We start from the raw sequence: 13,133 nt of genomic DNA, 5'->3' as shown, positions 1-13,133 counted from the left end.
GTTCGATAAACTCTTTTTGCGCTTCTGGTGTGGGTAGTTGAAAAATGGTGAAATAGCATCCGTTCGTATAAACGCTTCCATCCAGCCTATACCGCCGCCAAGCGTGCCAGTGATTTCATCTGTTGCCGTCAGATGTTCCTAAAATGTTCTCGTTCGAAAGAAGAGTCAATAAGGAATCGGAATTTGTGGATTGAAGTAGATAATGGGGTGAAAGGCAGAACGAATTGCCACACCAACAAAAGTGTGGCGGGACACCGGGTGAACACGTTGCCACACCTTAAAAATAAGATTTGTTAATTCAATGCGTTATCGGTGGAGTGGGAAAAGATTGGAGGCCTCGCCCGGAATCGAACCGGGGTGCAAGGATTTGCAGTCCTCTGCGTAACCACTCCGCCACGAGGCCATCCGTAGGAGATGCGCCAAATCAATCGGCAAACTCTCTTGGGCAGTTCCATATTGATCCCGTTACGCTTCGTCAAGCCGTTACGAGCAATCAAAAGGCTTTTCTCCATCGTTTACTATGGCTGCCATGCATCGCAAAAAACCGCCTCTATCTATTCGATGATCTGTGTTCCGGCTCAGGCATCCGGATCGCGGTCCGAAGGCGTCTGGGTTTGTGTGAGATTGCCCTTCGAGAAAGTATAGCCTGTTTCGACCGCATTGCTGCCGAATTTGCTGCGCAGCTGGTCGATTGCATTTTCGGCCACTGCGCGCTTGGTGGCATGTGTGTCCACCAGATCGGGCGGGTCGGCGCGATCATTGGACGATAATTCGGCGACGCCGATACCCAGCAGGCGGAATTGGGTTCCGTCCAGTTCCTTCTCCAGCAACTGGAGGCCGGTGCGGAAAATGCGGTCGGCAAGCTGGGTCGGATCAGGCAGCTGGCGGTTGCGCGTGCGTAGCTTGAAATCTTTCGTCTTGAGTTTGAGCACCACGGTTCGACCGGCGATATTGCCAGCCTTGAGTCTGTGCGAGACTTTTTCCGATAAGGCGCGAAGGACCGGCACCAGATCGCTGGCTCGCGAAAGATCGGTATTGAAGGTGGTTTCGGCCGAAACGCTTTTCATATCGTGGTCGGGTTCGACCTTGCGGCTGTCCTGCCCGCGTGCGAGACGATAAAGCCGCTGGCCCATCGTGCCATAGGCTTTCATCAGCGAGGTTTCGTCCATGGTCTGAAGCTGGCCGATGGTACGTATGCCGTCGCTTTCCAGCCGTGCATTGAAGGATTTTCCGACCCCCCAGATCATGTCAACTGGCTTGTCGCGCAGAAAACCCAGCGCTTCCGTCTCGCCGATAATGGAAAAGCCGCGCGGCTTTTCGAGATCGGAGGCCATTTTGGCCAGATACTTGCAATAGGACAGGCCGATGGAGATGGTGATGCCGATCTCTTCTTCGACACGACGCGCAAAACGGGCCATCACGATTGCAGGTGGTGCGCGATGCAGCTTTTCGGTCCCGCCCAGATCCATAAATGCCTCATCGATGGAGATAGGCTCGACGAGAGGTGTAAGCTCATGCATCAACTGACGTATTTCGCGTCCCACGCGAGCATATTTTTCCATATTCGGCTTGATGACGACGGCCTGCGGGCAGGCATTCAGCGCTTTGAACATGGGCATGGCGGAACGCACGCCATGAATGCGCGCAAGATAGCAGGCGGTGGAAACCACGCCGCGCTTGCCGCCGCCAATGATCAGCGGCTTGTCGCGCAGTTCGGGATTGTCGCGCTTCTCGACCGAAGCGTAAAAGGCGTCGCAATCCACATGGGCAAGTGAAAGGGCGTAAAGTTCCGCATGGCGAACCAGGCGCGGACTGCCGCAGGCCTGGCAACGGCGTTGCGTCTCCGTCTTCTGCAACGCGAAACAATCGCGGCAAAAGCCTCGCTGAAAATTGTTTGCGGCAAAATCATAGGCCATATCGAGCGCGCTGTCTTATGAACATAAAAGGAACATCGTTTATAGCACCAATCCCGGATAATGTTACCAGTCCGGTTACGAACTGCTGGCTGCGCACTTGACATTGGCCAGGATATCACCAACTCTAATACCATGAACGACCGCTTCGCTTCCATACTCCATCGGGTCCAACCGATCACGGGATAGCATCCCTCGAGTCCTGCCCAGCGCAGAGGACTCCGGGGGAGAGGTTGTCGCTTGCTTTCAAGCGGAAGTTTAACAAAGCGCTTTCACCCAAAAATCAATCAAGCGCTTCGGACCGGAATCGGTGCGGAGGCTCTTAATTTTAAAACAGCAGTGAGCTATCGCCATGAGCGGAAAGAATCGTAAGAAGCCCAACATTGTAGTCAGTGAAACTGATTATGAACGCCTGATGGGGTTGGCCGGGAACGTCTCCGAAAAACTCGAGGAGATCGCCGAAGAATTGATGCTTGAACTCGACCGCGCCAAGGTGGTGCCGCCGAAGCGGCTACCCGAAAACGTCGTGCATATGGGATCGATGGTGGAATACCGCTCGAATGACGGACACGAGCGCCGTGTTACACTGGTCTATCCGGGCGAGGCGGATATCGCTCAGGGCAAGATCTCTATTCTCACACCTATTGGAACGGCACTGATTGGTCTCACGCCGGGGCAGTCCATTTCATGGACGGCGCGTGACGGCAAGTTGCATGAGCTGAATGTGCTGACCGTTTCCAAGGCCGAAGCCTCGACGGAAGAAGCAGCGGCCGCCAATGTGGTCGAACTTGCAGCAAAGCGGCCTGATACCGCCAGCGACGAAGACAACGATCCCGGCCCAAGCGCCGCCTGATCGCATAGCCCGGCTTACTCGCCGGGCTTTTTTCAAGCGCCTGTTTAGAGCGGACCCTGTTTAAACGGAATCATCGGGTCCACTCTAAGTCTTTGCTTTAACGCATTATCCAGGCGCAAAATCGTTTCACACTTTTGCTGGAAATACTCTCAGCTAAAGATGATAATTTGCGCCGCCCGGCAAAAGGGCGGCCGCTTGTTCGATCGTTGCCGGATCGTTGCCGGTCTCCTCGCAAAAGCGCAGAAGAGTCGGCTCATGACCGAGATAGAATTGTAGTACACCTGCCAGAAAACCGGGTTCGCTCGCTGCCGAGCGGATCGAGGATACCTCAATGCCCGTCAGGGCAAGAAAACGTGGTAGTAAATCCTTGTCCTGTGCAAGCCATGCCAATCCAGCGACGGCGAGGTTTTCCGCATCGGCCTGGTTCATGGGCAGCTTCATGTGTTTTTCTCCGTTTATGCCTGGATATAATTCGTGTGTAGTGGCGTGTGTCGCTTACGACAACGGAATATTTGCCTTTCGTCAATCAAATGCGCTTAAACTGCATGAGATATTGTAAATTGCAGGGCAGCGGGAAGAACAGGCCAGGGAATATTCGATGACCAAAAGAGTGATGATCGTCGAGGATAACGAACTCAATATGAAGTTGTTTCGCGATCTTATCGAAGCCAGCGGATACGAAACGATCAGGACGCGCAGCGGACTTGAAGCGCTGGATCTTGCCCGCGAGCATCGTCCCGATCTTATTCTGATGGATATCCAGCTTCCCGAGGTTTCGGGACTGGAAGTGACGAAATGGCTTAAAGACGATGAGGAATTGCGACATATTCCGGTTATCGCCGTCACGGCCTTTGCCATGAAGGGTGATGAAGAGCGCATCAGGCAGGGCGGCTGCGAGGCCTATATATCCAAGCCGATTTCCGTGCCACGATTTATCGAAACGATAAAATCCTATCTGGGGGACGCCTGATATAGAGGCTTCAGGCAGAATGGGGGGCAGAAGATCATGACAGCAAGAATTCTCGTCGTCGATGATGTGGATTCCAATATAAAGCTGCTCGAAGCGTTACTTCTGCAAGAATATTATGAGGTTGTGGCTGCATATAATGGAACTGAAGCGATAGAAATCTGCCTTGGCGGCCAGATTGATATCGTGATTCTCGATATATTGATGCCGGGGATTGATGGTTTCGAGGTCTGCCGCCGCTTGAAGGATGATCCGCGCACAAGCAATATTCCGGTCGTCATGCTCACATCGCTTCACAGTCCGGAGGACCGGATCAGGGGGCTTGAAGCGGGTGCTGACGATTTCATGTCCAAACCCGTCAACGATCTCCAACTCCTGTCACGCGTAAAGAGCATCGCGCGGCTCAAGATGGTTTCCGACGAACTTTTCCAGCGCACCGGCACCGTGGCAGATACGCAGGTGGAGGCGCTTCTCACTGCGAAGCTCTCGGGCCGTTTTGGCGGCGGCGACGATGCGGCCCGTATCCTCGTGGTGGATGAGGACGAACTGGCGGCTGCACGGCTGCGCATGCTGCTTGGCGAGGATTACTTCGTCGATGTGGCCTATGACGCGAGTACGGCGCTTATAAGAGCCCTCGAAACCGATTATGACAGCATTGTCATATCCGCTGCTTTCACCGACTACGATCCGCTGCGGTTATGCTCGCAAATGCGTACGATCGAGCGCACGCGGCTTATTCCGATCCTCTTGATCGTCGATGAGGACGAAGGCGCGCTGGTAGTGCGCGCCCTCGAACTGGGCGTGAATGATTATGTGATGCGCCCGCTCGAAAAGCTCGAATTGTTCGCGCGGCTGCGCACCCAGATCAAACGCAAATGTTATAACGATCTCCTGCGGCAGAGCCTGCACCGAACCATCACCATGGCAGTGACGGACAGCCTGACAGGGCTGCATAACCGCCGTTATCTCGATACGCATATGCCGGTGTTGTTTTCGCGCGCCACAGGGCGCGAAAGACCGTTATCGGTCGTCATGATCGATTTCGATCATTTCAAGTGCATCAATGACCAGTATGGCCACGATGCGGGCGACGACGTCTTGCGAGAATTCTCGACGCGGCTGCGCAAGAATATCCGAAATATGGATGTCATGTGCCGCTATGGCGGGGAGGAATTCGCGCTCGTTCTGCCTGACACCGATATCAAGGCTGCTGCCGCGGTTGCCGAACGCATTCGTGAGGCGGTGGCGGAGAAACCTTTTTCGATCTCCGCTGGCAAGCAGGCGGTCAATATGACGATCAGTGTCGGCATTGCCGCTTTGCGGCTAATGGGCGATAGCACGGAGGCGCTTTTTGCCCGAACCGATGCGGCCCTTTACGAAGCCAAGAAAAGCGGCCGTAACCGGATAGTCCTGTCAGCAGCATGATTTTTAACAAGAACGCCGCCTCAAAAAAGAGACGGCGTTTTTTGATTCTCGCCAGCATGACCGGCAAGGGAAACGAATTACTTGATCTTCGTTTCCTTGAACTCGACGTGCTTGCGCGCAACCGGGTCATATTTGGTTTTTGTCAATTTTTCCGTCATCGTGCGGCTGTTCTTCTTCGTAACGTAGAAGAAGCCGGTGTCAGCGGTCGACAAAAGCTTGATCTTGATCGTCGTAGCCTTGGCCATATCGAAATACCTGCTCTTTCATGATTAAACCGCTGCGAGTCCAGGATGTCGGCCAGAAGCGGAAATTCGGCGCGACACTACGGATTGAGGGCGAAAAGTCAACCCTGCTTCTTCTTTTGCAGCAATCTTATCGCTGCAAAAACGGCATATACGGCAAAAAATACGCCTAGGCTGAGTGGGAAGCCTTTCGGCCCCATGACATCCATGCCCACGCCGACCAATTGCGGGCCCGCCAGCATGCCGATGGCATAACAGAAGACGAAAGCCGCATTGGCCGAAGCCAGCTCGCGCCCCGTGAGTTCAGAGCCCAGATGCGCAAGGCCAACCGTATAAAGCCCGGCCACGACGCCGCCCCATAAAAACAGAACCCCGGCGATCAGATACCAGTTCTGCATCAGATAGGGCAGGACAAGCATGCCGATGAGGCCGGTTACGGCACAAAACAGCAGCAGCTTGCGTCGGTCTGAAATGCGGTCGCTGATGATGCCTAGCGGGATCTGCATAAGCACGTTGCCCAGCCCGATCATGGTGAGCAGCAGTGCTGCGTCGGCCTCTGGATAGCCTATCCGTGCGCCGAAGACGGGAAACAGGGCGAAGCCACCTGTTTCGACCGCGCCGAACACGAATACAGCCATTGTCGCGGTGGGAACGGCGAAAATAAAGGGTAGGAAGGGGACATGCTCGCCTTCCTCGAAATCCGGACTGTCGCGCCATGCAAGCAGCACTGGAATGATCGCGACCAGTATGATTCCGAAACCAACGAAGAAAGGCAGTCCGCCAGCGCTGCCGATTCTCGAAAACAACCACGGCCCCAACGCGAAACCCAGCGAAAGCGAGGTGGAATAAATGCCGAGCACCAGACCGCGCCTTTCGGGCGGGGCGGATGCGTTGATCCAGTATTCAGAGAGGACAAAGAGGGCAGTCAGCGCGAAATGCAGGACGATTCGCAGAGCGAACCACGCCCAGAGCGATTGCAGGAAGTGAAAGCCGAGAAAGGCGACGCTTCCGATAAGCAGCATCAATACGATGGCGCGGGCAACGCCCAGCCGCGCGGCTATGGGCGCTGCTAGCGGTGCGGCTATGATCGAAGCCAACCCGGCGGCTGCCGTATTGGCGCCAATCAGGCTTGCGGAGTGGCCACGGTTTTCAAGCAGCACGCTTAAAAGCGGAATACCCAGGCCGATGGCAACGCCCACGGCGCTGATTGTGGCAATCGCGGCTGCGAGCGAGCGCCAGTGCAATTGCCCCTCTTTTGGCCCGCCATTCGGATCAAAGGGAGCAATTTCGGTAGGGTTGATTTCTTTGTTCATGAGGTCAAATCACTTCGCGGACATAACGGCCATGCCGCTTGCTGTATTGCGCCACGGGCAGGGTGGCAGGCAGGTCCCGTCCTGTATCGGTCAGCAGCATTTGTGCTTCCTGAAGGATGGCTTGCGTGATGCGGGGGACATCCAGTTGATCTACTTCATCTATCGCCACCCAGTCCAAATCGTCGAGTTCTCCGCTTGGAACAAGCTTCTGGCTTTCGAGTCCCGGCAGGCTATCGCGAAAAACGATAAAAAAGCGCGTATCATAGCGACGGACATGTCCGGGTGGTGTGACCGCCCGCGCGAAGTAACGCAGATCGCCAAGCGCAGGCAACATGCCATCTGCAAGGAATGCACACCAATCCTCATTATCAGGTAATACTATGTTGTTTGATGATGGGCGTGCGATGCGCAGCCCCGTTTCTTCGAAAGTTTCGCGTATGGCGGAAAGGCCGAGCGCCCGCGCACGGCGCTTTGACGGTCGTGCGCCCATGCCGCAGAGAAGTTTTTTGGAGTCATTGGTGTTGAGTTCGCTTGCGGCGACGACATCGCCATCAACGGGGTCGGTGCGCCCGCCTGGAAAGACGAATTTTCCCGGCATGAAGATCAGGCGTGGGTGACGTTTGCCCATCAGGATACGGGCTTTCGGTCCGCACCGGTCAACGAGCAGTAGTGACGCCGCGTCACGCGGGCGCAGCGTTGTTTTCCGGGCCGCTATATCTGAACGGGAATGGATCGCCACGGTCTGGCACCGTTTTATGTGACGTCGCCGTAATCACCTTCATCATGGCCGCCAAAGCCATGCATGAAAAGCGCCCATTGCAGGCCGATGGTTGCGCCCTTGATCGGCTGCAACAATAGGAGGGACAAAAGAACGGTCAGAGGACCCCAGATCATCATATGCCCCCACAAGGGCAAATTGCTGCTTGCTTCCATGACCATGAACGCAGCAATTACGATATGGCCGACGATAACAATGGTCAGATAGGCCGGAAGATCGTCGGCGCGCTGCGGCGTATAATCTTCGTTGCATACCGAGCAGTTCGCCACCGGCTTGACGAAGGCGCGGAACAGCTTGCCTTCGCCGCAATGCGGACAGTGGCTCTTGAAACCGCGCCGCATGGCCTGGCCAAGAGGACGGGTCGGGCGGGCGGTCTTCGGGCTTTCGCCCCCGAAAACCTGAACATGGCTTTCTGCGGGATTGGCTTCCAGCGTGCTCATCGGCGATCTCTTCTCTTATGGCGGGGCGCTCCCGCGGGTTTACCCTTGTGACCCCGCATTCCCCGCCTTGCCTTGTGAAAGGATTGTGTCGATGCGGGCAACGAATGCGGTTCTGAAACCATCTCGAAACGAAGCGATCCGGCGACCGGCAACGCTTCCACAAGCCTTACCGTGACCGTATCGCCAAGGCGGAAGCCTTCACCGCTTCGTTCTCCGACGATTGCATGGTTTGCTTCATCGTATAGATAGTATTCATTGCCTAAAGTGGAAATAGGCACAAGCCCATCTGCGCCATATGTCGCAAGCGATACGAAAAGCCCCGCTCTGGTGACGCCTGTGACACGGCCTTCATATTCATTGCCGACATGGGCGGCGAGGAAGTGAGCGATCAGGCGATCGACGGTTTCGCGCTCGGCAAGCATGGCGCGGCGCTCGGTTGATGAAATCTGCGCGGAAATTTCTTCAAGCTGTGCCTCCTCATCGGTTGCCAGCCCGTCTTTTCCAAGGTTGAGCGCTTTGATGAGCGCGCGATGCACGATCAGGTCGGCATAGCGGCGGATGGGCGACGTGAAATGCGCATAGCGCCGCAGATGCAGCCCGAAATGACCGATATTGCCAGGATTGTACTCGGCCTGGCTCTGCGTCCGCAGAACGACCTGATTGACGAGTTCCTGATGGTCGGTGCCTTCGACGGCTTCCAGAATGCGGTTGAACTGACGCGGTTGCAGCTCCGCTCCCTTGGCAAGGCTGAGATCGAGCGTTCGCAAAAATTCGCGCAGGGTTTCCTGCTTGGCGAGTGCTGGCGCATCGTGAATGCGGAAAATCAATGGTTGGCGTCGCGCCTCAAGCGTTTCGGCGGCGGACACATTGGCCTGAATCATGAATTCTTCAATGAGCTTATGGGCATCCAGCCGTTCAGGCACGATAACCTTGTCCACCTTGCCGTCAGGTGTCAGCAGAATTTTCTTTTCCGGCAGATCCAGCTCCAGCGGCTCGCGCGCGTCACGTCCGCGTTTGAGCACGGCATAGGCGTTCCACAGGGGCTTGAGGATGGTTTCAAGGACCGGGGCGGTTTTCTCGTCGGTCGCGCCATCAATTGCGGTCTGGGCCTGACCATAGGCGAGGCGCGCCGCTGACCGCATCATGATACGGTGGAATTTATGCGATTTCTTGTGCCCGTCCGCATCAAAAATCATGCGTACGGCCAGCGCCGGGCGGTCTTCGAGTTCTCGCAGGGAGCACAGATCGTTGGAGATGCGCTCGGGTAGCATCGGCACGACGCGATCGGGAAAGTAGACCGAATTTCCGCGCTTCAATGCCTCACGGTCGAGTGCTGAGTTCGGACGCACATAGGCCGCGACATCGGCAATGGCGACGATGACGATATAGCCACCAATATTTTGCGGATCGGAATCGGGCGCGGCATAGACCGCATCGTCGAAATCCTTGGCGTCCACCGGATCGATGGTGATAAGCGGAATGTTGCGCCAGTCTTCCCGACCATCCAATGTGGCGGGTGGGGCGGATTCTGCTTCGCGAATCGCCTCATCGGGAAAGACATGCGGGATTTCATGCTCATGAATGGCGATCATTGAGAGTGCTTTTTCACTGTCAATGGAACCCACGATCTGCCGCACCTTGCCAGCAGGCAGGTCATGACGGCGCGAGGTGGTGAGTTCTACTTCGACCAGATCGCCGCTTTCGGCTTCCAGAAGGGCCGTTGGATCAAGCTGCACCTCTGGCTGCTTGCGGTTCACCGGCTCCAGCCGCCATTCGCCATTACCAAGCCTGCGCAGCACGCCCAGCACCAGATTGCTGGCATGGTCGAGCACCTTGATCACGCGGGCGGAATAATCCGGCCCCTCGCTGTCATTGTTGCGGAAAATCTTGGCCAGCACGCGATCGCCGACACCGACAGCCGGGCCGCCATCAGATGATTTGTTAAGGCGCGTGCGGCGGATCGCGACTACAGGCGGTTTGCCATATTCGGCCTCGTCCCATTCTGGGGGACGTGCCAGCAAGCCGCCATCATCATCGCGGCCTGTGACGCTCAGAACCGCGATAGGCGGGAGGGCGCCGGGGCGCGACAGCCTGCGTGCGCGCTTTTCAACCAGGCCCTCATCGGCAAGTTCACGCAGCAGGTCCTTGAGATAGACCCGCGCATCCCCTTTGATGTTGAAGGCTTTGGCAAGCTCACGCTTGCCAGCGCGGTCGGGATTTTCCTCGATGAATTTGAGGATTTCCTCGCGGGTGGGCAAAAAGGCGGTTGCACCGTCTCCAGATGCCTCCCTGGATTTTGCCGAGGCTGCACGCCGCTCGGTCCGAGCGGACCGTCCGGTATCGGGTTTGGGAAAACGGCGTGCCAATTCTTACTCCTCTGCCGCTTTCGCCTTGGCCTTTGTCTTGGCAGCGGGCTTTTTTGCGGCGGTTTTCTTTGTTGCCGTCTTTTTCTCGGTACTGGCGGACTTTGCTGCGGTCTTGCGCGCCGGGGCCTTTTTGGCTTTGGTGCTGCCCGCTTTTTCCGTAATCAGCGCCAGTGCCTCTTCAAGCGTCACGCTGGCCGGGTCCTTGCCTTTTGGCAGGGTCGCGTTGATCTTGCCCCAATTGACATAGGGACCATAACGCCCGTCACGCACGGTAATCGGCCCGCCATCGGGGTGATCGCCGAGCGTCGCCAGTGCCGCTGGCGTCGAGCGTCCGCGTCCTGGACCCTTGGATTGCTTGTCGGCGAGCACGGAAACCGCACGATTAATACCGACGGAGAATACCTCCTCGGCATTTTCGAGATTTGCGAATGTGCCGTCATGGCTGACATAGGGGCCATATCGCCCAATGGAAGCCGAAATCATCTTGCCGGTTTCAGGATGCTGGCCGACATCGCGCGGCAGCGACAGAAGCGCCACCGCCTTTTCATGGTCCAGCGTATCGGGCGTCCAGCCCTTGGGCAGACTTGCGCGCTTGGCTTCCTTGCCTTCGCCGCGCTGGACATAGGGACCAAAACGTCCGGTGCGCAAGGTTATTTCCTCGCCGGTGAATGGATCCTTGCCCAGTGATTTTGGCTCGTCCGAAGCCGCCGCCTCGCCATTGGCCTCGCCGCCCAATTGCCGCGTGAACTTGCATTCGGGATAGTTGGAGCAGCCGACAAATGCGCCGTACCGGCCCAGCTTCAGCGATAGCTGGCCATTGCCGCAGACCGGGCAGGAACGAGGGTCGCTACCGTCTCCCCGATCCGGAAAAGCCATTGGGGCCAGTTCTTCATTGAGCGCGTCGAGAACATTGGTAACGCGCAGTTCCTTGATATCGTCCACCGAGCCGGAAAAATCGCGCCAGAAATCACGCAGCACGTCTTTCCATGACAGCTTGCCATCGGAAATCAGGTCGAGCTTTTCTTCAAGATCGGCGGTGAAATCATATTCCACATAGCGTTTGAAGAAGCTTTCAAGGAACGATATCACTAACCGCCCTTTTGGCTCGGGCGTCAGCTTGCGCTTGTCGATGGTGATATATTCGCGGTCGCGCAGCGTCGCCAGCGTCGCGGCATAGGTCGAGGGACGGCCAATGCCCAGCTCTTCCATCTTCTTGATAAGCGAGGCTTCGGAGTAACGTGGCGGCGGTTCGGTCGAATGCTGTGTCGCATCGATCTTTTCGCGCGCAATCGCTTCGCCGGAACGGATTTCCGGCAGCTTTGCGCTGTCCTCATCATCGTCTTCTTCCTCGCGATGATCTATATAGGCGGCGAGGAAGCCGTCGAATTTTGTGACCGATCCATTGGCGCGCAACATGGCCGATTTCGCGCCGTTGATCGCTTCGATATCGGCGGTCGTGCGCTCGATGTCGGCTGCCTGCATCTGGCTGGCGATTGCGCGTTTCCAGATCAGTTCATAAAGCTTTGCCTGATCGGGATCGAGAAAGGCGCGCACATCCCTGGGGTGACGCGAAAAATCCGTGGGGCGGATGGCTTCATGCGCTTCCTGCGCATTCTTGGCCTTGCTTGAATAATAACGCGGCTTTTCCGGCACATATTGCGCGCCAAAACTCTTGCCGATGGCATCGCGCGCGGCGCTGATCGCTTCCGGCGCTATCTGCACGCCGTCGGTACGCATATAAGTAATCAGGCCAGCGGTCTCGCCGCCGATGTCCACGCCTTCATAAAGGCGCTGTGCGACCTGCATGGTGCGGGATGCAGAAAAGCCGAGCTGGCCCGATGCCGCCTGTTGCAGCGTCGAGGTGGTGAAGGGCGGACCGGGATTGCGCTTGGTGGGCTTTGCCTCAACCGAAACGGCCTTGAAGCTTGCGCCTTCCAGCATGGTGCGGATGGCGGTTGCCTGTTCGGCGTTCTTGATATCGAGCTTGCCGAGTTTTTTGCCGTCAAGCACTGTCAGGCGCGCAGTGAAACTGTCATTGCGCGGTGTTTTGAGAAGTGCTGCGACGTTCCAGTATTCTTCGCGGATGAAGCGTTCGATCTCCGCTTCGCGATCGCAGACGAGGCGCAAGGCCACGGATTGCACACGACCGGCGGAACGCGCGCCGGGCAGCTTGCGCCATAGAACCGGCGAGAGGGTGAAGCCGACAAGATAATCGAGCGCGCGACGCGCGAGATAGGCATCGACCAAGGGTTCATCGATATCGCGCGGATTGGCTATGGCGTCGAGAACCGCCTTTTTGGTGATGGCGTTGAATGCCACACGCTTGACCGTCTTGCCCTTGAGCGCTTTTTTCTGGTTGAGCACTTCCAGGACATGCCAGGAAATGGCTTCGCCTTCGCGATCAGGGTCGGTCGCGAGAAAAAGGGCGTCGCTATCTTTCAGCGCTTTGACAATATCCGCCAGTCTTTTGGAAGAACTGCTATCGACTTCCCAAGACATTGCGAAATCTTCATCCGGGCGGACGGAGCCGTCCTTGGCTGGCAGATCTCGCACATGACCGAATGAGGCCAGAACCTTATAGTCCGGACCGAGATATTTATTGATAGTTTTAGCCTTGGCAGGCGATTCGACGACGACGACGTTCATTCAAGCAATCCAAATTCGCGACCTGTCAGGACAAAATATCCTTTGTCGCGCACAATTAGTTGCCTTCCACATGAACAGTGGCTGGCGTTTGGTCAAGGGTGGGACACCAAAATTCCCATAAATACAACTAAAGATTGATATTGAAGTACATGTAACCAGTGGTGGTATCCTCATTGCCTGTATCAGAAAG

At 56.3% G+C, this 13,133-nt stretch carries 11 protein-coding genes and 1 tRNA gene; 3 read left to right on the top strand and 9 right to left on the bottom strand.

Features of this window, described 5'->3' with window-relative positions; genetic code table 11:
- Window positions 1-329: 329 nt before the first annotated feature.
- A tRNA-Cys gene (locus tag KUG47_RS07400) sits at window positions 330-403 on the bottom strand.
- 175 nt (window positions 404-578) lie between these two features.
- On the bottom strand, window positions 579-1,916 hold the full coding sequence (locus KUG47_RS07395) for a DNA polymerase IV (RefSeq protein ID WP_217677299.1): 1,338 nt from the start codon (window positions 1,914-1,916) through the stop codon (window positions 579-581).
- 349 nt (window positions 1,917-2,265) lie between these two features.
- On the opposite strand from KUG47_RS07395, the gene rnk reads away from it, so the two are divergent.
- Window positions 2,266-2,766, top strand: coding sequence for a nucleoside diphosphate kinase regulator (rnk, locus tag KUG47_RS07390; RefSeq protein ID WP_217677298.1), 501 nt, complete (start codon window positions 2,266-2,268; stop codon window positions 2,764-2,766).
- 153 nt (window positions 2,767-2,919) lie between these two features.
- Here rnk and KUG47_RS07385 read toward each other — a convergent pair whose 3' ends face one another.
- Entirely contained in the window at window positions 2,920-3,207 is a 288-nt protein-coding gene (locus KUG47_RS07385) for a DUF3572 domain-containing protein (RefSeq protein ID WP_217677297.1), read from the bottom strand.
- A 157-nt stretch (window positions 3,208-3,364) separates the two neighbouring features.
- On the opposite strand from KUG47_RS07385, the gene KUG47_RS07380 reads away from it, so the two are divergent.
- On the top strand, window positions 3,365-3,736 hold the full coding sequence (locus KUG47_RS07380; protein WP_109705849.1) for a response regulator: 372 nt from the start codon (window positions 3,365-3,367) through the stop codon (window positions 3,734-3,736).
- A 36-nt stretch (window positions 3,737-3,772) separates the two neighbouring features.
- Window positions 3,773-5,158, top strand: coding sequence for a PleD family two-component system response regulator (locus KUG47_RS07375; protein WP_217677296.1), 1,386 nt, complete (start codon window positions 3,773-3,775; stop codon window positions 5,156-5,158).
- Window positions 5,159-5,235: 77 nt separating this feature from the next.
- Here the strand turns inward: KUG47_RS07375 and rpmG are convergent, their stop codons facing one another.
- From rpmG to topA, 6 genes are all read right to left on the bottom strand, one after another.
- On the bottom strand, window positions 5,236-5,403 hold the full coding sequence (gene rpmG, locus KUG47_RS07370) for a 50S ribosomal protein L33 (protein ID WP_217677295.1): 168 nt from the start codon (window positions 5,401-5,403) through the stop codon (window positions 5,236-5,238).
- Window positions 5,404-5,501: 98 nt separating this feature from the next.
- Window positions 5,502-6,644 (bottom strand): MFS transporter, encoded by a 1,143-nt coding sequence (locus tag KUG47_RS07365; protein WP_217677406.1) that lies wholly within the window; start codon window positions 6,642-6,644, stop codon window positions 5,502-5,504.
- A 73-nt stretch (window positions 6,645-6,717) separates the two neighbouring features.
- Entirely contained in the window at window positions 6,718-7,311 is a 594-nt protein-coding gene (locus KUG47_RS07360; protein ID WP_254799402.1) for an NUDIX hydrolase, read from the bottom strand.
- Between the two features lie 155 nt (window positions 7,312-7,466).
- Entirely contained in the window at window positions 7,467-7,931 is a 465-nt protein-coding gene (locus KUG47_RS07355) for a DUF983 domain-containing protein (RefSeq protein WP_217677294.1), read from the bottom strand.
- The gene (gene rnr, locus KUG47_RS07350) at window positions 7,928-10,297 is read right to left on the bottom strand and encodes a ribonuclease R (RefSeq protein WP_217677293.1); all 2,370 of its coding nucleotides are present in this window, start codon (window positions 10,295-10,297) and stop codon (window positions 7,928-7,930) included. The genes KUG47_RS07355 and rnr overlap by 4 nt, the downstream gene beginning before the upstream one ends.
- 3 nt (window positions 10,298-10,300) lie before the next feature.
- Window positions 10,301-12,943: a type I DNA topoisomerase gene (gene topA, locus KUG47_RS07345; RefSeq protein ID WP_217677292.1), complete on the bottom strand. Its 2,643-nt coding sequence runs from the start codon at window positions 12,941-12,943 to the stop codon at window positions 10,301-10,303.
- Window positions 12,944-13,133 lie beyond the last annotated feature (190 nt).

The sequence above is a fragment of the Falsochrobactrum tianjinense genome (genome assembly GCF_019100495.1).
Taxonomy (GTDB): Bacteria; Pseudomonadota; Alphaproteobacteria; order Rhizobiales; family Rhizobiaceae; genus Brucella; species Brucella tianjinense.
Note: the sequence above shows the minus strand (reverse complement) of the source record. Positions and strands in the feature narration are given on the sequence as shown.

What these genes read in the sequence shown, in the direction of transcription:
- KUG47_RS07395 (WP_217677299.1), bottom strand. Translation starts at nt 1,916, where the DNA reads ATGGCCTATGATTTTGCCGCAAACAATTTTCAGCGAGGCTTTTGCCGC.
- rnk (WP_217677298.1), top strand. Translation starts at nt 2,266, where the DNA reads ATGAGCGGAAAGAATCGTAAGAAGCCCAACATTGTAGTCAGTGAAACT.
- topA (WP_217677292.1), bottom strand. Translation starts at nt 12,943, where the DNA reads ATGAACGTCGTCGTCGTCGAATCGCCTGCCAAGGCTAAAACTATCAAT.
- KUG47_RS07385 (WP_217677297.1), bottom strand. Translation starts at nt 3,207, where the DNA reads ATGAAGCTGCCCATGAACCAGGCCGATGCGGAAAACCTCGCCGTCGCT.
- KUG47_RS07380 (WP_109705849.1), top strand. Translation starts at nt 3,365, where the DNA reads ATGACCAAAAGAGTGATGATCGTCGAGGATAACGAACTCAATATGAAG.
- rpmG (WP_217677295.1), bottom strand. Translation starts at nt 5,403, where the DNA reads ATGGCCAAGGCTACGACGATCAAGATCAAGCTTTTGTCGACCGCTGAC.
- KUG47_RS07375 (WP_217677296.1), top strand. Translation starts at nt 3,773, where the DNA reads ATGACAGCAAGAATTCTCGTCGTCGATGATGTGGATTCCAATATAAAG.
- KUG47_RS07355 (WP_217677294.1), bottom strand. Translation starts at nt 7,931, where the DNA reads ATGAGCACGCTGGAAGCCAATCCCGCAGAAAGCCATGTTCAGGTTTTC.
- KUG47_RS07360 (WP_254799402.1), bottom strand. Translation starts at nt 7,311, where the DNA reads ATGCCGGGAAAATTCGTCTTTCCAGGCGGGCGCACCGACCCCGTTGAT.